Below are 18,303 nucleotides of genomic sequence, written 5' to 3'. Positions count from 1 at the left end.
AGAAAGGCGCTCCCATGGCGAACCCGTCACGCACCGACCTGCTCCGCGCGCTCCCGCAGGTGGAGGAAATGCTCCAGCTGCCCGAAGTGAGCTCCCTGACCTCGCTTCTGCCGCGCAGCCTGCTGGCCGACTGCGTGCGCGACGCCATCGACGACGTGCGCCAAGCGGTGCTTGCCGGGACGTGCACGCAGGTTGACCCGCAGCGGGTGGCCGATTCCGTGCGCGCCCGCGCGCTGCGCACGGCCCGCCCGTCGTTGCGCCGCGTCGTCAACGCCACGGGCATCGTCGTGCACACGAACCTCGGGCGCAGCCCGCTTGCCGACGAGGCCGTGCAGGCCGTGCACGAGGTGGCGCGCGGCTACTCGACGCTCGAGTACGACACGGACGCCATGGCGCGCGGCAGCCGCCACGACCACGTCGAGCGCCTCATCTGCACGCTCACCGGCGCCGAGGCGGCGCTCGCCGTCAACAACAACGCGGCGGCCGTCATGATGGTGCTGCACGAGTTCGCACGCGGCCACGAGGCCGTCGTCTCGCGCGGCGAGCTCGTGGAGATCGGCGGGTCGTTCCGCGTGCCCGACATCATGGAGCTGTCGCAGGCCGCCATGCGCGAGGTGGGCACCACGAACAAGACGCACGCCGTCGACTACGCGCGCGCCATCGGGCCCGACACGTCCATGCTGCTCAAGGTGCACCCCTCGAACTACCGCGTGGTGGGCTTCACCGAAGGCGTGGCCGTGGACGACCTGCGCCCCTTGGCCGACGCCGAGAACGCGCGCCGCGTCGCTGCGGGCGAAACCGCCGCGGGCGAGCTGCTCGTGTACGAGGACCAGGGTTCGGGCGCGTTTTTGAACCTCGAGGTGTTCGGCGCGTTCGCCGAGCCCACGGTGGCCGAATCGCTGCGCGCAGGCTGCGACCTCGTGTCGTTCTCGGGAGACAAGCTGCTCGGCGGACCGCAGGCCGGCATCATCGTGGGCGCGAAGCGCTTCATCGACCGCCTCAAGAAGAATCCCTACGCCCGCGCCATGCGCCTCGACAAGATGACGCTGGCCGCGCTCGAGGCCACCCTGCGCCTCTACCTCGACCCCGACGTGGCAATGGAGCGCATTCCCACGCTGCGCATGCTATCGGAATCGGCCGACGCCGTGCGCGAGCGGGCAGAGCGCCTCGCCGCGCTCGTCGCCGACGGGCTGGACGCGGGCTGCGCGCGCATCGACGTCGTGCCCGAAACGGGGCGCGCCGGCGGCGGGGCGCTGCCGCTGTGCGACATCGACACCTTCGCCGTGCGCATCGCCTTCGAGCGCGGCGACGCGCAGAGCTGCGAGACCTTCCTCATCGCCGAGCACGACGTGCCCATCGTGGGCCGCATCAAGAAGGAAGCCGTGCTGCTCGACGCGCGCACCATCGCCGAAACCGAGCTTCCCGAAGCGGCGGCGGCCGTGCGCGCGTACTTCGACCAGCTGGACGACCGCAACCGCCAGGAGAACCTCGCATGAGCCTCCCCGAGCACACCGACCTCGTGCTGGGCACGGCCGGGCACATCGACCACGGCAAGTCGTCGCTCGTGCTGGCCCTGACCGGCACCGACCCCGACCGCCTGGCCGAGGAGAAGCAGCGCGGCATCACCATCGAACTGGGATTCGCCCAGCTCGCCCTTGCCGACGGCACCCAGCTCGGCGTGGTGGACGTGCCGGGCCACGAGCGTTTCGTGCGCCAGATGATCGCGGGCTCCTCAGGCATCGATCTGGCGCTGCTGTGCATCGCCGCCGACGACGGCGTCATGCCGCAAACCGAGGAGCACCTCGCCGTGCTCGAACTCCTGGGCATCCGCACCTGCGTCGTCGCCCTCACGAAAATCGACCTCGTGGACGAAGAATGGGCGCTGTTCATGGCCGACGAGGTGCAGGGCCGCCTCGCGAACACGCCGTATGCCGACGCGCCCATCGTGCCCGTGTCCAGCCGCACGGGCGCCGGGCTGCCCGAGCTGCAGGCCGCGCTGTCGAGCGCCGCGCGCACGACGCGCAGGGCGAAGGCCGGCTCGCGCCTGCGCCTGCCGGTCGACCGCGTGTTCAGCATCAAGGGCGCGGGCACGGTGATCACCGGCACGCTGTGGAGCGGCACGGCGCAGGCGGGCGACGAGGTGGAGGTGCTCCCCTCGGGCAAGCGCACGCGCGTGCGCGGCGTGCAGGTGCACGGCGCGCCGGTGGAGCGCGCCGAGGCGGGCCACCGCGTGGCGCTCAACCTCAACGCCGTGTCCACCGACGACGTGCGCCCCGGCGACTTCCTCGCCGCGCCCGGAGCGGCGAGCGCCACCGACCGGTTCGACGCCTACCTCACGTACCTCGGCGTGCCCGGGAAGGGCAAGCCCCTCCTGAGCGGGGCGCGGGTGCACGTGGCGCACGGAACGCGCGAGGTCACGGGACGCGTGCTGCTCATGGACGGCCGCGCCGACCTCGCGGCGGGCGAGCGCGCCTACGCGCAGATTCGCCTCGACGAGCCGCTGCCCGTCGCCTGGCGCGACCGCTTCGTCCTGCGCTCGTACTCGCCCGTGCACGTCATCGGCGGCGGCGAAGTGCTGCGCGCCCGCCCGCGTCGCACCACCACGCTCGCGCCCGGCGCGCTCGACCTGCTCGAAGCCCTGCGCGCCGACGACGAGGCGGCCGTCGCCCGGGCCGCGTTCGCGCTGGCCGCGGCGCCCGTGACTGCCGCTGAGCTGGCCGCGGCGTCGGGTTTGGACGAAGCGGCGGCAACGCGGGAGCTCGACGCGCTGGCGAACGGCGCGCAGGCGGTGCGCCTCGACGGCGGCGCCGGGCGCAGCGCACGCTACGCGGCGCCCTCCGTGCTGCAGAAGTCCCGCGCCGCCATCGAGAACGCGCTGCTCAAGTTCCACGCCGAGAACCCGGCGGCCAACGGCATCGCCAAGGACGCGCTGCGCCAGCGCTGCTTGCCGCGCCTCGAGGCGGGCAGCTTCGACGCCCTGCTCGACGACGCCGTCTCCCGCGGCGTGGCCGTGATGGGCGACGGCGCGGTGAGCCACCCGAAGGCGGGCGCCGGCGCGCGCAAGCTCGAGGAGCAGGCCGCCGCGCAGCTTGCCGCAAGGCTCGCCGACGCCGCAGGCGCGCCTCCCGCCGTGAGCGACCTCATCGCCGCGAGCGGCCTCGACGCGACGCTTGCCCACCGCGCCCTCGGCGCGCTCGAGAAGCAGGGGCGCGTCCGCCGCATCAGCACGGACCTCTGCTTCGACACGGCGGCGCTCGCCGCCTTCGAGCAGGCCGTCCGCAACCGCCTCGCCGCCGGCCCCGCCACCGCCACCGAGCTCAAGGAGGCCATGGGCACGAGCCGCAAGTACGCCATCCCCCTGCTCGAGCACTTCGACGCGCAGGGCGTCACGCGACGCGACGGCGACGTGCGCCGCCTCAACGAGAGATAGGAAGCCCCGTGACCCTCAGCACGCGCCCCGCAACCGCGCTCGACCTGCCCGCGCTCGAAGCCATGTACAAGGGCATCGTGGCCGCCATGGACGCCGCCGGCATCTGCATCTGGGACGAGGTCTACCCCACCGCGCTGTTCGCCGACGACGTCGCGCGCGGGGAGCTGTACGTCGTGGAGGACGACGGGCAGCTTGCGGCCGCCTTCGCGCTCTGCGCCGAAAACGAGGGGCCGGAACACGTCCCCTGGCAGGATGCGCAGGCGCCGGCCGCCTACCTCGGGCGCCTCGGCGTGCACGCGCGCCGCGTGCACGAGGGCATCGGCGCCTACGCGGTGGAGCAGGCGCGCACGCTCGCGCGCACGCGCGGCGCCGCCTTCCTGCGGCTGTTCGTCGTCGACTGCAACGAGCCTGCCCTGCGCCTCTACGAGAAGCTCGGGTTCGTCCGAGCGGACGGCGCGTACGACAACGTCATCGAGCCCGGCTTCGCACTGCGCGAATACGGGCTCGAGATTCCCACAACGTAGACCGGCCGCCTCAGACCCGCTTCACGGGTCGGACGTACTTCCAGTACCGCTCCGGATCGTAGTACAGGTACAGGATGCGCCCGGGCGCCGTGTCGTAGCAGTACCCGGTGCCGGTGAAGTCGAAGGTGGCCATGGCCTCCTCCATCTGCTCCTCGACGCTGCGGTTTTCCTGCTCGTAGTCGAAGGGGCCGTGATCGAACACGAGGTACTCCGCCTCCGGCACGTCCATCACCAGCATGTTCGGCGGCACCTCGCCGTCCCAGTCGGCGGGAAGGCGCGCGCCGTAGCACTCGGAGCGCGGGATGCCCCAATCGCACAGCCGCCCTTCCGGCTCGAAGATGTACGCGATGACCTGGCCGCTGCCGCTGTTCACCTCGCTGCCGCCGTCGTCGTCGAGCTTGCCCTTGAGGCTGTCCAGCAAGCCGCACACGGTTTCGTAGTCCTGCCCCGGGATGGCGTTCTGCTTTTCCCAGAAATCCCAGTAGCCGTTGCTCTCGTAGTTTTTCACATGCACGTACTTGTGCGCAGGTATGGTAACGAAATACCTGTTCACGTCATCGTTTGATACGATCATGCCAAGTTCCCCCCATCCAAAGAGATACCGGTCGAACGGATTGAGCTTCGTGCGGAGCACGACGGGTTTCGGATCTTTGCGCTGCGCGCTCGGGGTTGCGCCGTACGCCGCCTTGAACGCGCGGGTGAACGCCTCGTGCGACGAGAAGCCGTACTCGAACGCGATGTCCAGGAGGCTCTTGTCGCTGTCCCGGACTTCCTTGAACGCGAACGCCAGCCGCCGTCTCCGCAGGTAGTCCCGCAGCTGCATGCCCGAGATCTCCTTGAACTTCCTCGTGGTGTAGAACTCGGAGTATCCGAGCCTTCGGGAAAGCGAGCGCAGCGTGAGCGCCTCGTCGTTGTGGTTCTTGATGCATTCGTCGATCTCGTCGACGATGGTTTGAATCTGTCGGTGCCATTCGTACATTCGTTGATTCACCTCCTCGCCATCGCTTCTACCGGTATCTTAGCGGTACGCGTCGCACGGCCGCTTGATTCCACTTGCCATGATCACCGAATCCTCGCGCACCCAGTATGCCACGAAAAAGCGCCCCCGCAGGGGCGCTCGAGCCAGGCGAAAGCAACGCGTATACGCACGCTTCAGGAAGGGGTCGCGCCGCCCGGCGCGCCCTGAGCCGCCGCACGGGCGGCCGCCACGAACCCTGGGGCCCACGCTGGCGACGCGAGGGCGTTCACGTGCGTGTAGCCGGCCACCACGTTGCCGCAGCAGGCCCCGTCGCGCCGGTCGGCAATGCCGCGCCCGCGCACGTTCCCGAAAGCGAAGCGCACCTGCGCGCCGCAGTTCACCACGTGCGAATGATGGTGCTCGTGTCCCTTGAGCTCGGTGCCGGCGGGCAGCCACGGATGATCCTCGCCCGCCACGATCACCGCGTAGCCGTGCCCCTGCCGCCGCTCCTCCATGGCCACGTCGAGGTCGAGCACGCCGGCCATGTCGTAGGCTCCCTGCGCGCACACGAGCCGCCGCGCGAGGTACATGAGGCCGCCGCACTCGGCGTACACGGGGAAGCCCTGCGCGGCGAAGCGCCGCACGCTCTGGCGGAACCCCTCGTTCGCCTGCAGCTGCGCGGCGAACATCTCGGGGAACCCGCCGCCCACGTACAGCCCGCGCACGTCGTCGGGCAGCGCGTCGTCCTCGAGGCTGTCGGCGAACACGAGCTCGGCACCCGCGGCCTCGAGCGCCTGCAGGTTCTCGGGATAGTAGAAGGAGAAGGCGCGGTCGCGCACGACGGCCATCCTCACCCGCGGCGCGCGCAGCGGGGGCGCGGCCACCGCTGCCGCTCCCCCGCCCGGCAACGGCGGCGCGGTCGCGGCAAGCTCGAGCAGCGCGTCGATGTCGACGTGCTGCTCCACCACGGCGGCGATGCCGTCGAGGAAGGCGTCCTTCTCGCGCGCCTCGGTGCTCGACGTGAGCCCGAGGTGCCGGTCGGGGATGTCGAGCGCCGCGTCCTTCGGCAGCGCGCCCACCACGGGCAGGCCGCAGTAGCGCTCCACCGCCGCGCGCACGAGCTTCTCCTGCCGCGCGCCCTGCACGCGGTTGAGCAGCACGCCCGCCACGGTCAGCTCTTCGTCGAAGCGCGCGAGGCCCTGCACCACGGCGGCCGTCGTCCGCGTCATGCGCGTCACGTCCACCACGAGCACGACGGGCAGTCCCAGGCGCTTCGCCACCTCGGCCGACGAGCTGCTGCCCTCCACGTCGAGGCCGTCGAACAGCCCCATGGCCCCTTCGACCATGCACACGTCGGCACCCTCGCCCGCCGTGCGCAGCACGCCGCGCATCTTCGGGTCGTCCATGAAGAAGCAGTCGAGGTTGCGCGCATCGCGGTGCGCCGCCACGGTGTGCCAGCCGGTGTCGATGTAGTCGGGCCCCTTCTTGAAGGGCTGCACCGCCAGGCCGCGGTTGCTCAGAGCGCGCAGCAGCCCCAGGGTCAGTACGGTTTTCCCGCTCCGGCCATGGGGCGCTGCGATCATGAGCCGGGGCATCGCACGAGACGATGCGCCGGCCTGCGGTTCTGTTCGGTTGTTCTGCACGCTCACGCGAACGAGGCGCGGGCCTACACGCAACCGGTCGGCTTGAGCAGACCGGCGATCTTGCAGGCTCCCTTGCCCGGACCGCTCGGGAACAGCTCGTAGATCTCGGCGTTCGACTTGCCGGTGTCCTTCAGCATCTTGCGCACCATGGGAGCCACGCCGAACTCCGCATAGTAGTTGCGCAGGTAGTTGATGACCTCCCAATGCTCGGGCGTCAGCTCCACCTCTTCGGTCTCCGCCAGCTTCTCGGCCACTTCCTCGTCCCACAGGGTGGCGTCCTCCAAGAACCCGTCCTCGTCGAGAAGAAGAACACGGTCTCCCACTTGCAACTCTGCCATAGTACTTACCTCCTACAGTTCGCTTCCGTCTTGCCTTCTATGGGTAGTCGCTGCGATGCAGCAGACGTAGCCACTTACTCTGCGGGCGCCGTCGCACCCTCTTCGTCGCCGCCGTGCGCCGGCGCCAGAGCGTCCGCATGCACGCTCACGGCAACCTTGTACAGCACGGTGAGCACCAAGAACCCGATGCCGTACACGCCCACGATCACGAGGATCTCGTTGAGCTGCGGCACGTAGTTCACCACTTCCTCGAATGAGTTCGGCACGAAGCCCGCCAGGATGAGGCCGAGGCCCTTGTCGATCCAGCAGGCGAAGAACACCGCCACGAGCGCCACGATAAGCGTCTTGTGGTTGCGGCGCAGCTTCGGCACGAGCAGCAGGAACAGCCCGACGAACGCGAGCACCACCGCCGTCCACATGAACGGCACGAGCGGCCCCGATCCGTCCAGCCCGAAGAACAGGTACTGCAGCGGCGCCATGTGCGACGGGATGTTGCTGTAGAACGAGGTGAAGATTTCCAGCACGAAGAAGAACACGTTGGCGATCATGGCGTAGCACACGATCTTCGCGAGCGTGTCGATGGCCTTGTCCGACGCCTTGAACGTCGTGAACCGGCGCATGATGAAGCAGATGACGATGAGCAGCGCCGGCCCGGCCGCGAAGGCCGAGGCCAAGAAGCGCGCGGCCATGATGGCCGTGAGCCAGTAGGCACGCCCGGGCAGCCCGGCGATGAGGAACGCCGTGACCGTGTGGATGCTGATGGCCAGCGGGATGGCGATGTAGCTGAGCACGCGCGTCCACTTCGGGGGCGCAACGCCCTTGCGCTCGGCGCCGAGCACCGTCCAGCCGATGAGGATGTTCACCACGAGGTACGACGCGAGCACGCACATGTCCCAGAACAGCATGGAGTGCGGCGAGGGGTACAGCATCACGTTGAGCACGCGCGTGGGATAACCCAGGTCGACCAGCACGAACAGGATGGCCATGAGCACGGCGGCCACGGCCATGAACTCGCCGAAGATGATGATCTTGCCGAACTCCTTGAAGTTGTGCAGGTACAGCGGGATGGCCACCATGACGCCCGAGGCCGCCACGCCCACGAGGAACACGAACTGGGAGATGTACAAGCCCCAGCTCACGTCGCGGCTCATGCCGGTGAGGCCCAGGCCGTAGCTGAACTGGTTGACGTAGGCGGCCACGCCCACGCCGATGCACACCAGCAGCAGCGCCACCCATGCCCAGTAGAGCTTGGAACCGTGCAGGGCTTTCTCAAGCATGCTCTTCGCCTCCCTTCATGAGGTAGTAGACGCTCGGGCCTGTGCCCAGCTCGACGCGCCGGCGGATGGAGAAGCTGCCGGCCAGCGCCTTGCGCACGGGGGAATCGGGGTCGGCCAGGTCGCCGAACACGATGGCGCCCTCCGACAGTTCGACGCACAGGGGCACCTGCCCCTCGTCGATGCGCTCGGAGCACAGCATGCACTTCTCCACGACGCCCTTCGAGCGCGTGGGGTAGTCGGGGTTCGGGTCGTCGAGGTAGGGCCGCGGGTCGCTGAAGTTCAGGCTGCGGGCGCCGTACGGGCAGCCCGCCATGCAGAAGCGGCAGCCGATGCAGCGGTGGTAGTCCATGATCACGATGCCGTCGGCGCGCTTGAACGTGGCCTCGGTGGGGCACAGGCGCACGCACGGCGGCTCCTCGCAGTGGTTGCACAGCAGCGGGAAGCCCAGCTGAGCCACGTGCGCGCTCGCGTATTCGCTGTCGATGTCGGAGAACGAATGCTCGAAATCGCCTTCCCAGATCCACTTGATCTCGGTCTTCGAATCGCCCGTGTCGGGCACGTTGTGCGCGTGGTGGCAGGCCTGCACGATCTTGTCCATGACGCCCGCCTCGTTGAGCTTCTCCACGTCGATGGCGAAGCCCCACTGCCCGCTCTTCACGGCCGAGGGCACGCTCGAGCCCGCGGCGCCGGGGGCGCCTTCGGAGCTGCAGGCGCTCAGGGGCACCGCGGCGGCAGCCGCCGCCAGCACGCCGGCCTTCAAAAACGTCCGTCTCTCCATCGCTGGCTCCCAGCTCCTCTCGCGATCCTCGTTACCCGCAGCCATCAGTTCACCTGCTCCGCGTCGGCCAGATCGTGGCAATCCCAGCAGTACAGCTCCACCGAGGAATACTCGTGGCAGCTGTCGCAGAACTCTTCGCGGTTCGTATGGCATGCAAGGCACGTGTCGTCCAAGCTGATCTCGTACACCTGACCGTTCGCCCCCGTGTACTCCGTGGCGCCGTCGCGCACGACGTCGTTGCGCCACGAATCGAGCAGCTGCATGTGCGAGCTGCGCATGTACTCGGCCGACTCGACGCATTCCTTCTTGTCGAGCGCGTTGATGGCCGGCGTGTCCACGTTCGGCTCGGGCGCGGCCGACGCGTTTCCGAAGTTCACGATGAGCGGCGCGGCCACGAGCAGGATGAACAGCCCGACGAACAGGATGATGTGCTTGCCCTTATACATCGCTCCCCCCTTCGCTTGCCGCCTGAGCGCCCGGCGCGTCATCGGCGGGCTGCGGGCGCATCGGCAGCTCTTCCAGGCGCAGGTCGAGCGTGCGCTCTATCTCGTTGTCCAGCACGAGCGCGTTGCCCACCAGCTCGTGCACGCCCATGACGCGCGTGCCCGGCACCCAGTAGTCCATGAGCGAGGGGAACGACGCGCGGTCGAGCGCGCAGATGTTGGCCAGCGTGTTCACGCCGAAGCGTTCCTTCACCGAGCGCACCGCGTCGGCGCGCGGATAGCCGCCGCGCAGGCGCAGCTCCATGTTCTCGCCCGCGTTCAGGCCGGCGCCGCTGCCGCAGCACAGCGTCTTCTCGCGGATGGTCTCGTCGGGCATCTCGTGGAAGTTGTTGCACACCTTGCTCAGGATGTAGCGCGGTTCTTCCAGAAGCCCCATGGCGCGCGAGGTGTTGCACGAATCGTGGTACGTCACCACGAGGTGGTCGTTGCGGCTCGGGTCGAGCTTCACCTTGTCGTGGTACAGAAGGTCGGCCGTGAACTCGGTGATGTGCACCATCTTCGTGGACGCGGCGTTCTCGAACACCGTGCCCGTGATGGGCGACACGGGCTGCTCGAGGAAGTCGGCCGGCCCGTTCCACGTGTCCATGTACTGGTTCACGAGGCGCCACATGTGGCCGCACTCGCCGCCGAGTATCCATTTCACGCCGAGGCGCTCGGCTTCGGCGTACATCTTCGCGTTGAGGCGCTTCGCCATCTCGTTCGAGGTGAAGAAGCCGAAGTTGCCGCCTTCGGAGGCGTACGTGCTCAGCGTGTAGTCGAGCCCGAGCTGCTCGAACAAGAGCATGTAGCCCATGAACGTGAACGTGCCCGGCTCGGCGTACAAATCGCCCGAGGGCACGACGAACAGGATCTCGGCGCCCTTGCGGTTGAACGAGGGCTCGATGTGCTTGCCCGTGATGGTTTCGAGATCCTCCATGAGGAACTCCACGTTGCCCATGATGGTTTGGGGCTCGAGGCCCACGTGGTTGCCCTTCATGTAGCAGTTCGACACGGGGCCGGCGATCCACTCGGTGTTGAGGCCGACGAGGTTCAACAGCTCGCGGCCCATGATGGTGATCTCGGCCTGGTCGATGCCGTAGGGGCAGAACGCCGAGCAGCGGCGGCACTCCGTGCACTGGAAGAAGTAGTACCACCACTCCTTCAGCACGTCCTCCGTGAGATCGCGCGCGCCGGCCAGCTCGCCGAACAGCTTGCCCGACGTGGTGAAGTAGCGGCGGTACACCGAGCGCAAGAGCTCGGCGCGCAGCACCGGCATGTTCTTCGGATCGCCCGAGCCCATGTAGAAGTGGCATTTGTCGGCGCAGGCACCGCAGCGCACGCACACGTCCATGAACAGCCTGAACGAGCGGTACTTCTTCACGCGCTCCGCCATGCCCTCGAGGATGATCTCCTTCCAGTTCTCGGGAAGGTTCCAATCCGGGTCGGACGAGGACCAGTCGTGCGTGTTCGGCATGCCCACGACATCGAGCGTCTTCGGCTTCGCGCCGTGGCAGTACATGCCCTCCTTGAACTCCGTGGGCGTGTCCATCCACGGCGTGGAGGGGACGCCCAGATCGAAGTTGAGCAGATCGTCTTTTTTCGGTAGTTTCGCCATGTCGTGTTACTCCGCATCCAGAGGCAGGCCGACTTTTTTCATCTTCTCGCCGAACTCCGCCTCGTACTGGGCGTACGTGTGCACGTCCACCGGGTAGTTCCAGGGGTTCACGTGACGCTTGGCGCGGTTGTTGTTCGCGAGGTTGCGCGTGGGGCTCAAGATGATGCCGCCCGCATGCATGAGCTTGCTCCAGGGGAAGTACGCCAGCAGCGCGCTCACCAGGAACAGGTGCACGAACAGGATGGGCGCGACGCCCTCGGGGGCCACCGGATGCAGCGTGGCCAGGCCCATGGTGAGCGCCTTCACGTCCACGACGTCGATGCGGAAGCCGTAGCGCATCACGATGCCCGAGACGGCCACGCCGAGCAGCAGGAACAACGGCAGGTAGTCGGCCGGCAGCGAGATGTAGCGCACCTGCGGGATGACCACGCGGCGCACGAACAAGAACGTGAGCGCGCCCACGATGAGCAGGTCGGTGATGTAGAGCAGCGGCAGGCCCACCTGCAGGATGCTGTCGAGGCCCTCGATGCCCTGGACGAAGCCGGGCACGGGGTCGAGGAACAGGCGCAGGTGGCGCAGCACGATGACGAGCATGGACCAATGGAACACGAGCGCGCCGAGCCACAGCCACTTCGCCGAGCCGAACGCCAGCTTGTCGTCCACCTTGTCGGTCTTGGCGTTGCGGAACAGCGAGCGGAAGCACAGCACCTCGAGCAGCATGCGTCCCACCACCCCGCCGAACGACGAGGGGTTCTCCAGCTTGTTCTGCTTGATCCACGGCAGCGACTTCTGCTGGCCGCACGTCGTGGGAATGCGGAACGGCACCGCGGAGGTGCCCCATTTGATTATCCTGACAGCGAACCCGACAACGAACAGGACGAACGCCGCGTACGGGATGACGATGCCGAATAGGGTGTACCAATGCAGGTACGCCGTGCCTATCCAGGCGAGGGCCGCCAACGCGGCGACGATGAGCAGTGGGATCCCTAGTTTCATGCCGGTTCTTCCCCATTCCTCTGGATGCGTTCAAGCTGCCTGCGCAGCATCTTCTCGCCGCGCTGCACCTCGTCGACGCGCAGCTGCGCGATGCGGTTGCGGCAGGCGGCGTAGCAATCGAAAGCGTGCAGCGCCAGCGTGTCAATGCGCGCATCGAGCGCGCGCAAGTCGGCCTCGGTTGCCGTCACGCCCACGACGGAGCGGATGGCGGGTTTCAAATCGAACAGGAACGCGAGTGCGGCGGACGGAGCGGCATCCTGCACGGCCTTGACGCGGCAGAGCTCCTCCACCGAGGCGGGCGTTTCCGCCTCTTCGCTTGCTGCGAGCCAGGTGACGATGTCGTCCCAACCCTCTGCGGCGTGATAGCCGGACGGGTCGGAGAATCGGCCTTTGCCCTTGCCCGCGGGCAGCAGCCCCGCATCCTGCGAAGGGTCGGCCGCCTTGTGCCACGCCTCCAGGATTCGGGTCTTCCCCTCGATCAGCTCTACGGATAGAGCGCTCATTGCATCCCCCATGCCTCTCGTGTGTCCTGCGGCCTGCAGCGCACGCTCCTTGCGCGCCCGCTCCCTCCCGGCGCGGGCGCGCCCCGAAGCGCGTGCGGGCGCCTATTCGGGCGGAGCGACCTTGCCCTTGAGGGCGACGAACGTCGTGGTGATGTAGAGATACTCCACCTTGTCTTCGAACGCGAGCTCCTTGACCGCGAGGTCGACGGACGACTTCACTTCGCCGATAGCGGCGGCGATCTCCTTGCTCTTGGCCTTTTCGACCGTGTCGAGATAATCGAGAACCTTTTGCTTGATCTGAGGATCTGCCGGACCTTTTTCCATGACGAACGCCCTCCTTCGACCCCTTTCGCGGGGCCTGTCAGCGACACACGAATCCCGATGAATTCCATTTAATCACGGGGTTCGACACGTGTAAAATACAATGAATTCATCACCCCATTACAAAAGACAATGGCAGGGTATTTCCCCTGTTCATACGCCGTTTTCAGACCCTTCGCGCACCGCCCGGAACAAATTGCCGAGCACCGCATTTCAACCCGGTGCTACAATCGTGCCGACGCCGGTTTCCGGCGACCATTCCCCGGCCGTTCAAGCGAAGATGCGAGGGCTCCCATGGCAAGAACCTACCCTGTTTCCCTGGTGTTGAAAGACAAGCGCGCCGTGGTGGTGGGCGGCGGCTCGGTGGCCACGCGCAAGGTGCTCGGCTTGCTGGAATGCGAAGCGCTCGTGAGCGTGGTGGCGCCCGCCGTCTCGCCGAGGCTGCGGGAGCTCGTCGACGGCGTGCGCTGCACGTGGCGCGCGAAGCCCTACGAAACCGCCGACCTCGACGAGGCCGACATCGTGTTCGCGGCAACCGACGACGAGGACGTGAACCGGCGCGTGTACGACGACGCCACGGCCGCGCGGCTCATGGTGAACGTGGCCGACCGCCCCGAGGTGTGCACGTTCTTCCTTCCGTCGGTGCTGCGCCGCGGCAAGCTGTCAATCGCCGTGTCCACCGAGGGCGCGAGCCCGCTTTCGGCGCGGCGCATCCGCGAGGACATGGAGGGGCGCTACGGCGAGGAATACGGCGCCTACCTCGAGCTTCTGGCCTCCTGGCGCCCCCGGGTGAGCGCCGCGCTTCCCCCCGAGCGCCACTTCGCGTTCTGGGAACAGGCCTCCGACGGCCGCGTGCTCGCGCTCGTGGCCGAGGGACGCGCGGACGAAGCCGAGGCCGTCCTCGAATCCCTGCTCAGCTGAGCGCGAGGCCGGGCTCCGCGTCGAAGGAGGGCGCGGTGCCCGCCGACGTGCGCGAGAGCTTCTTCTGGGCTTCCTTGTCGAGCCGCTTCTTCGCGTCCGCGGCGCACCACGTGGTGCCGCCCTCTTCCGCCGCCAGGGCGAGGCGCGCACGCCGCTCGGCGGGGTCGGTCAGGCAATCGGCCGCCTTCAGCGAGAACAGCACGCGATGCGCGGGAAGCGCCTTGGGTCCGTCGGCCACCTGGAGGTAGTCCGCGGCCGCTTTGGACGGCTTCCCGTTGAGCTCCTTGGCCAGCAGGTCGCGCAGGGCCGCGTGCTCGGCGATGTGCGCGGGCGCATCCTTCGACAGACCTTCGCCGGAAAGCTCCTTCAACGCCTTGACCTCGGCCGTGAGGCCCTTGAGGTCGCGCTTGTCGAACGCGCAGTACGCCATGAGGTTGTGGTAGAGGAACCTGCTCTGCGGATCGTCGTCGTCCTCCATGGTTCGCATGAGCTTGGCCGCCTCGTTCCACTTCCCCTGCCACCGCAGCGCATAGGCGTAGCTGAACAGGCCGCTGCGCGGGTCGGCGTTCTTCTTGTCCTTTTGCAGCAGGGCGAGCGTCCGGCGGCCGCACAGCACCGGATCGCAGTCGCGGTCGATGAGGCGCGTGAGGCTCTTGTTGACCGTGCCGCGCATGAACACCCCGAAGAACACCGCGACGATCATGAGCGGCAGAAGGATCAGGGTGCTCAGGGCGAACCAGGGGGTGCCCGACATGCCCATGGCCATCATGAAGAACGCGAAGGCGGCCACCCCGGCGACCCGCACCCTGATCGTGTAGCTGCGGTGCACCCACGCGCGGGACTCCTCGTCGGCCTCGTCGCCCAGGGTTTCCACGATACGCTCGTAAGCTCTCATACTGCTTCCTCTCCCAACGAACCGGCGCAATCCCGCACGGCGTGCAGGACAACGCACCTCAATACGTGCCGCACAGGGCGTCGACGCCCGCGCGATACTCGTCTCCCAACAGCGGATTCGCGGCGGCCACCAGCGCAAAGGCCGCCCGCAGGCTCTCGTGGAACAGCGGCTCGTCGCGCGCGGCGTAAAACACGTAGGAAAAGTAGCCGTCGAAGCGCGGGGTCGCTCCCGCGATAACCGCTCCGGCCACCTCCGGTGCCGACCACGAGTTGTTGCCGCCCTCGTCGTTCATCTCCCACAGGCTGCGGCGGATGATCTCCAGAAAGAAGGAGGGCATGGCCGCGCACCGCTCGCGCGCAAGCGTCTGAAAGCACGCCACGGCGCGATGATGGCAGGGGTCGTCGGGCGCGAAGCACAGCCGCGTGAGAAACCTCCGCACCCGGCTCGGGTCTTCATCGAACGCCCGCAGAAGCGCGCACGCGTCCTGCGCCTCGGCGATGGCGCGCACGCCCGCTTTGGTGATGCCGTCCATGGACGATCCTCCCTCCTTGTTGAAACGACCGCAGGCAGCCCCGTTCGCACGAGACCGCCTGCGGTTCCGACCCTGTACCTACGGGGCTAGATCATGCCCCATTTGCGCGTGTACTCGCTGTAGAGCGCGTAGTCGTTCTCGCTGATACCCGCTTCTTCGAGCTTGGGAAGGATGTCTTCGTACATCATCGTTTCCGTTTCCATCCACACGCCGTCCTTCTTGACGGTGATCTCCCAGTCGTCATGGATGCTCAGCAAAAACTCCATGACGGACGCGCTGTGCTCCATGCATCGCTGCGTGTACGCCGCGAGCTCGCGAATCGCATCCGGGGTCGCCTCGATCTTCTTGACGGACTTCCAAGGCGATTTTTCCCTTCGGCGCCACTCCCCCGCTTCAAAGAACGGAAGGTGGAAGCAGGCGCTTTGGATGCAGGTATGCTTGACTACGGTTTGCTCTTCCATTGCTTACCCAAGTCCAACGGTTGTCCAGTAGCTGTTCAGGATCATCGAGGAGAAGAGGAAGCCGAGCGCTACGTTAACAACAACGCCGCAGGTGAAGGCCGCGAAGGGCTTCCAGCCGGTGGCGGCAAGGGCCTTGAAGCGCGTGGTCAGGCCGATGCAGAGGAAGCACAGGATGAACGCCCAGCCGCGCAGACCCTTGATGGGACCGAGCACCTGCTTGTCCATGGTGGCCGCAAGCTCGGGAGACACGGACAGCGTCACCACGGTGATGAGGATGGAGGCGATGAAGAAGCCCAGAACGAACTTCGGGAAGCGCTCCCAGATGACGCCCGCGGACGGCTTCTGACGCGTGCCGTCGGCGCTTTCGCCCTTCTCCCACATGGTGACGGAGATGATGGCCAGGATGAAGGCCCACACGCCGACGAAGATATCGCGGCCGACAACCTTCATGAGGGTGAACGTGGTGATGGCGCCGTCGCCGAACTGGGCGGCTGCAGCCATACCGGCGGCGTCCGCGAACTCGGACGTGCCGATCCAAGCGCCGGAAGCGCCGTCGGACAGACCGAGGGCACGACAGACGATGGGAAGCAGGAACACCATGACCGTGGCCCAGATAACCACCATGGAGATCGAAACGGACACGTGCTCTTTCTTGGCGTTCACGGCGCTGCCGATGGCGATGGAGGCCGACACGCCGCAGATGGAACCGCCGGTGGCCAGCGTCGCCGCGAACGGCTTCTCAAGCTTGAACAGGCGGGTGGCGCAGAAGTAGATCACCAGGAAGGTGGACACGGCGATGATCGTGGCCTGCATGAGGGCGACCGGGCCGGACTGGAGGATCAGCGTGAAGGGAAGCGTGGCGCCCATGAGGACGATACCGGTCTTCACGTAGAACTCGGTGCGCATGCCGGCTTCGAACCAATCCGGGATCTTGACGAAGTTGCCGAGGATGATGCCCACGATCAGGGCCATGACCGGCGCCTCGAGGCTGAACTGCTTGGCAAGGTCCCACGCGGAGAGGATTTGGACCAGGATGGCCATCACGTACAGCAGCGTGAAGCCCGCGAAGAACTTCGGGACGTTCTTGCCCATGATGCCCATGACGATGGAGAAGATGATAGCCAACACGACGTAGAGGATAATCGCGTTCGGGAAGATGCCGGTCACGCACGGCAGCAGGCCTGCGAAGTCGCTATAGCCTGCGAACTTCACGTTGAGCACGCTCAGGATATCGGACTGTCCGGCGGCCCAGAGGATCAGGCAGACCACGACGAGACCCAGACCGATCCATACGGCCCACCAGTCTTCCTTCAGGTAGAGGCTCTTCAGGCCCCCACCGTTGGTCTTGGTATTGTTTGTTGACATATATATCCCCTTTTCTTTGTGTGAGCAGCGCATCGCTGCCCGTCCCTCATATATTCGATCAGCGATAGGTGATGGCATCAGCTATCGTTGATCAATCCACGCCGACGGGTTCCGTCAGGCCCGCCGACGCAGATTGAGGAGCCAAACCCTTAGTACTTGAACGCCGACGACGTCCTGAACGTCTCGCGCGAGAAGATGTAGTCGTCGATGAGCTTGTCGGAGAACGGGATCCCCGAGATGGAGAAGAACCGTTCCCATCCGATGCGCTCGATCCACTCTCCCAAACGCTCCCCCTGACGCGCGTTCTCGATCCACACCTCGACGATGTGGCGCACCGCCTCGACCGTTTCGGGCCAGCGCGGCGGGTTGTTCGGCAAGAACGGGATGACCATGCGCGAGAAACTCGGGTCCGAGCGGGCCGTCGAAACCTTGCCGCCCACCATGATGGCCAAACCGTCGTTCTCGGCGTCCATGATGTGCATGCCGGGAGACATGGTGTAGCAGTTGCCGCAGTACATGCAGCGCTCCTCCACCACGGTCACGCTCTTGTTCTTCGGATCGGGGCGGATGGCCGCCGTCGGGCAGCAGGCCACGAGGCTCGGGATCTCGGTGTTCTTGCGGATGGCTTCATGATCCATGCGCGGAACGGTACGGTGGATGCCCACGATGGAGATGTCGCTGCAGTGGGCCGCGCCGCACATGTTGAGGCAGCACGCCATGGCGATGTGCAGCTTGTTGGGCAGCTTCTGCGTGCCGAAGTACTCGAACAGGTCGTCCATGACGGCCTTCACGATGCCCGACGCGTCGCTCGCGGGGGTGTGGCAGTGCACCCAGCCCTGCGTGTGCACGATGTTGCTGAGCGAGTTGCCGGTGCCGCCGACGGGATAGCCCATCTCTTCGCAGCGCTCGATGATGGGCAGAACCTTTTCCTCGTCGGGCGTGAGGAACTCGATGTTGTTACGGCTCGTGAAGCGCAGGTGCCCGTCGCAGAACTCGTCGGCGATGTCGCAGACGGCGCGGATGGAGTCGACGCTCATGAGGCGCGGCTCGCCCACGCGGATGCTGTACAGCGCGCCCGCCGGGCCGACGTGCTTCAGCACGCCCGGTCGCGGATGCTCGTGGTACTGCCACTTGCCGTAGTTCTCTTTGATGATGGTGGGAAGGTACTCGTGAAAATCCGGAGGGCCATTGTCGATCATTGCCACTTCAATCACCTCGTTAATCTGATTTGGATGCCGCACTCAGGCCTTTCATGGAGAAAAGC

The 18,303-nt window shown here is 66.7% G+C and carries 19 protein-coding genes; 4 read left to right on the top strand and 15 right to left on the bottom strand.

Translation table 11 applies throughout. The annotated features are described in order from the left end of the window. Window positions 1-14: 14 nt before the first annotated feature. Genes selA through C1876_RS10850 form a run of 3 tightly spaced genes read left to right on the top strand, consistent with a single transcriptional unit; the run spans window position 15 to window position 3,954 of the window. Window positions 15-1,496: an L-seryl-tRNA(Sec) selenium transferase gene (selA, locus tag C1876_RS10860; RefSeq protein WP_114546753.1), complete on the top strand. Its 1,482-nt coding sequence runs from the start codon at window positions 15-17 to the stop codon at window positions 1,494-1,496. Beyond that, window positions 1,493-3,430: a selenocysteine-specific translation elongation factor gene (gene selB, locus C1876_RS10855; protein WP_114546752.1), complete on the top strand. Its 1,938-nt coding sequence runs from the start codon at window positions 1,493-1,495 to the stop codon at window positions 3,428-3,430. Before selA ends, selB begins: the two co-directional genes overlap by 4 nt. A gap of 8 nt (window positions 3,431-3,438) precedes the next feature. Further along, a complete protein-coding gene (locus C1876_RS10850; protein WP_114546751.1) occupies window positions 3,439-3,954 on the top strand; it encodes a GNAT family N-acetyltransferase in 516 nt (171 codons plus the stop codon). A gap of 10 nt (window positions 3,955-3,964) precedes the next feature. Here C1876_RS10850 and C1876_RS10845 read toward each other — a convergent pair whose 3' ends face one another. From C1876_RS10845 to C1876_RS10800, 10 genes are all read right to left on the bottom strand, one after another. Continuing rightward, window positions 3,965-4,933: a helix-turn-helix transcriptional regulator gene (locus C1876_RS10845; protein WP_114546750.1), complete on the bottom strand. Its 969-nt coding sequence runs from the start codon at window positions 4,931-4,933 to the stop codon at window positions 3,965-3,967. A 173-nt stretch (window positions 4,934-5,106) separates the two neighbouring features. Further along, window positions 5,107-6,495: a cobyrinic acid a,c-diamide synthase CobB gene (locus C1876_RS10840; RefSeq protein WP_211309542.1), complete on the bottom strand. Its 1,389-nt coding sequence runs from the start codon at window positions 6,493-6,495 to the stop codon at window positions 5,107-5,109. Window positions 6,496-6,578: 83 nt separating this feature from the next. Then, the gene (locus C1876_RS10835; RefSeq protein WP_114546748.1) at window positions 6,579-6,893 is read right to left on the bottom strand and encodes a TusE/DsrC/DsvC family sulfur relay protein; all 315 of its coding nucleotides are present in this window, start codon (window positions 6,891-6,893) and stop codon (window positions 6,579-6,581) included. A 74-nt stretch (window positions 6,894-6,967) separates the two neighbouring features. Continuing rightward, entirely contained in the window at window positions 6,968-8,170 is a 1,203-nt protein-coding gene (gene dsrP, locus C1876_RS10830) for a sulfate reduction electron transfer complex DsrMKJOP subunit DsrP (RefSeq protein ID WP_114546747.1), read from the bottom strand. Further along, window positions 8,163-8,948 (bottom strand): sulfate reduction electron transfer complex DsrMKJOP subunit DsrO, encoded by a 786-nt coding sequence (gene dsrO, locus C1876_RS10825; RefSeq protein WP_114546746.1) that lies wholly within the window; start codon window positions 8,946-8,948, stop codon window positions 8,163-8,165. Before dsrO ends, dsrP begins: the two co-directional genes overlap by 8 nt. A gap of 44 nt (window positions 8,949-8,992) precedes the next feature. Continuing rightward, window positions 8,993-9,394, bottom strand: coding sequence for a sulfate reduction electron transfer complex DsrMKJOP subunit DsrJ (dsrJ, locus tag C1876_RS10820; RefSeq protein ID WP_114546745.1), 402 nt, complete (start codon window positions 9,392-9,394; stop codon window positions 8,993-8,995). Further along, window positions 9,387-11,045: a sulfate reduction electron transfer complex DsrMKJOP subunit DsrK gene (gene dsrK, locus C1876_RS10815; protein WP_114546744.1), complete on the bottom strand. Its 1,659-nt coding sequence runs from the start codon at window positions 11,043-11,045 to the stop codon at window positions 9,387-9,389. Before dsrK ends, dsrJ begins: the two co-directional genes overlap by 8 nt. Window positions 11,046-11,051: 6 nt before the next feature. Next, window positions 11,052-12,041: a sulfate reduction electron transfer complex DsrMKJOP subunit DsrM gene (dsrM, locus tag C1876_RS10810; protein WP_114546743.1), complete on the bottom strand. Its 990-nt coding sequence runs from the start codon at window positions 12,039-12,041 to the stop codon at window positions 11,052-11,054. Further along, window positions 12,038-12,544 carry an RsbRD N-terminal domain-containing protein gene (locus C1876_RS10805; RefSeq protein WP_158544673.1) on the bottom strand — a complete coding sequence of 169 codons (507 nt, stop codon included), beginning with the start codon at window positions 12,542-12,544 and terminating at the stop codon, window positions 12,038-12,040. Before C1876_RS10805 ends, dsrM begins: the two co-directional genes overlap by 4 nt. Window positions 12,545-12,646: 102 nt before the next feature. Next, the gene (locus C1876_RS10800; RefSeq protein ID WP_114546741.1) at window positions 12,647-12,868 is read right to left on the bottom strand and encodes a hypothetical protein; all 222 of its coding nucleotides are present in this window, start codon (window positions 12,866-12,868) and stop codon (window positions 12,647-12,649) included. Window positions 12,869-13,159: 291 nt separating this feature from the next. Here C1876_RS10800 and C1876_RS10795 point away from each other — a divergent pair, with 291 nt between their 5' ends. Then, window positions 13,160-13,786 carry a precorrin-2 dehydrogenase/sirohydrochlorin ferrochelatase family protein gene (locus C1876_RS10795; RefSeq protein ID WP_158544672.1) on the top strand — a complete coding sequence of 209 codons (627 nt, stop codon included), beginning with the start codon at window positions 13,160-13,162 and terminating at the stop codon, window positions 13,784-13,786. Here the strand turns inward: C1876_RS10795 and C1876_RS10790 are convergent. The 5 genes from C1876_RS10790 to dsrB all read right to left on the bottom strand — a co-directional run bounded on the left by C1876_RS10790 (window position 13,779) and on the right by dsrB (window position 18,238). Beyond that, on the bottom strand, window positions 13,779-14,681 hold the full coding sequence (locus C1876_RS10790; protein ID WP_114546739.1) for a hypothetical protein: 903 nt from the start codon (window positions 14,679-14,681) through the stop codon (window positions 13,779-13,781). The two genes, C1876_RS10795 and C1876_RS10790, sit on opposite strands and share 8 nt — an antisense overlap. A gap of 58 nt (window positions 14,682-14,739) precedes the next feature. Continuing rightward, the gene (locus C1876_RS10785; RefSeq protein WP_114546738.1) at window positions 14,740-15,213 is read right to left on the bottom strand and encodes a hypothetical protein; all 474 of its coding nucleotides are present in this window, start codon (window positions 15,211-15,213) and stop codon (window positions 14,740-14,742) included. 86 nt (window positions 15,214-15,299) lie between these two features. Then, window positions 15,300-15,500, bottom strand: coding sequence for a hypothetical protein (locus C1876_RS17525; protein ID WP_148044585.1), 201 nt, complete (start codon window positions 15,498-15,500; stop codon window positions 15,300-15,302). A 177-nt stretch (window positions 15,501-15,677) separates the two neighbouring features. Continuing rightward, window positions 15,678-17,039 (bottom strand): YeiH family protein, encoded by a 1,362-nt coding sequence (locus C1876_RS10775; protein ID WP_114546736.1) that lies wholly within the window; start codon window positions 17,037-17,039, stop codon window positions 15,678-15,680. Window positions 17,040-17,188: 149 nt separating this feature from the next. Beyond that, the gene (dsrB, locus tag C1876_RS10770; protein WP_227114289.1) at window positions 17,189-18,238 is read right to left on the bottom strand and encodes a dissimilatory-type sulfite reductase subunit beta; all 1,050 of its coding nucleotides are present in this window, start codon (window positions 18,236-18,238) and stop codon (window positions 17,189-17,191) included. Window positions 18,239-18,303 lie beyond the last annotated feature (65 nt).

The organism is Eggerthella sinensis (genome assembly GCF_003339815.1).
GTDB classification, from domain to species: Bacteria; Actinomycetota; Coriobacteriia; order Coriobacteriales; family Eggerthellaceae; genus Eggerthella; species Eggerthella sinensis.
This window is presented reverse-complemented; position numbering and strand designations above follow the sequence as displayed.

Excerpts from the sequence above, each read along its gene's own strand:
- C1876_RS10775 (WP_114546736.1), bottom strand. The coding sequence starts at position 17,039 with ATGTCAACAAACAATACCAAGACCAACGGTGGGGGCCTGAAGAGCCTC.
- C1876_RS10785 (WP_114546738.1), bottom strand. The coding sequence starts at position 15,213 with ATGGACGGCATCACCAAAGCGGGCGTGCGCGCCATCGCCGAGGCGCAG.
- C1876_RS10795 (WP_158544672.1), top strand. The coding sequence starts at position 13,160 with ATGGCAAGAACCTACCCTGTTTCCCTGGTGTTGAAAGACAAGCGCGCC.
- dsrO (WP_114546746.1), bottom strand. The coding sequence starts at position 8,948 with ATGGAGAGACGGACGTTTTTGAAGGCCGGCGTGCTGGCGGCGGCTGCC.
- C1876_RS10845 (WP_114546750.1), bottom strand. The coding sequence starts at position 4,933 with ATGTACGAATGGCACCGACAGATTCAAACCATCGTCGACGAGATCGAC.
- C1876_RS10835 (WP_114546748.1), bottom strand. The coding sequence starts at position 6,893 with ATGGCAGAGTTGCAAGTGGGAGACCGTGTTCTTCTTCTCGACGAGGAC.
- dsrJ (WP_114546745.1), bottom strand. The coding sequence starts at position 9,394 with ATGTATAAGGGCAAGCACATCATCCTGTTCGTCGGGCTGTTCATCCTG.
- C1876_RS10790 (WP_114546739.1), bottom strand. The coding sequence starts at position 14,681 with ATGAGAGCTTACGAGCGTATCGTGGAAACCCTGGGCGACGAGGCCGAC.
- dsrB (WP_227114289.1), bottom strand. The coding sequence starts at position 18,238 with ATGATCGACAATGGCCCTCCGGATTTTCACGAGTACCTTCCCACCATC.
- dsrP (WP_114546747.1), bottom strand. The coding sequence starts at position 8,170 with ATGCTTGAGAAAGCCCTGCACGGTTCCAAGCTCTACTGGGCATGGGTG.
- C1876_RS10805 (WP_158544673.1), bottom strand. The coding sequence starts at position 12,544 with ATGAGCGCTCTATCCGTAGAGCTGATCGAGGGGAAGACCCGAATCCTG.
- C1876_RS10800 (WP_114546741.1), bottom strand. The coding sequence starts at position 12,868 with ATGGAAAAAGGTCCGGCAGATCCTCAGATCAAGCAAAAGGTTCTCGAT.
- C1876_RS10840 (WP_211309542.1), bottom strand. The coding sequence starts at position 6,495 with ATGATCGCAGCGCCCCATGGCCGGAGCGGGAAAACCGTACTGACCCTG.
- dsrM (WP_114546743.1), bottom strand. The coding sequence starts at position 12,041 with ATGAAACTAGGGATCCCACTGCTCATCGTCGCCGCGTTGGCGGCCCTC.
- dsrK (WP_114546744.1), bottom strand. The coding sequence starts at position 11,045 with ATGGCGAAACTACCGAAAAAAGACGATCTGCTCAACTTCGATCTGGGC.
- selA (WP_114546753.1), top strand. The coding sequence starts at position 15 with ATGGCGAACCCGTCACGCACCGACCTGCTCCGCGCGCTCCCGCAGGTG.
- C1876_RS17525 (WP_148044585.1), bottom strand. The coding sequence starts at position 15,500 with ATGGAGCACAGCGCGTCCGTCATGGAGTTTTTGCTGAGCATCCATGAC.
- selB (WP_114546752.1), top strand. The coding sequence starts at position 1,493 with ATGAGCCTCCCCGAGCACACCGACCTCGTGCTGGGCACGGCCGGGCAC.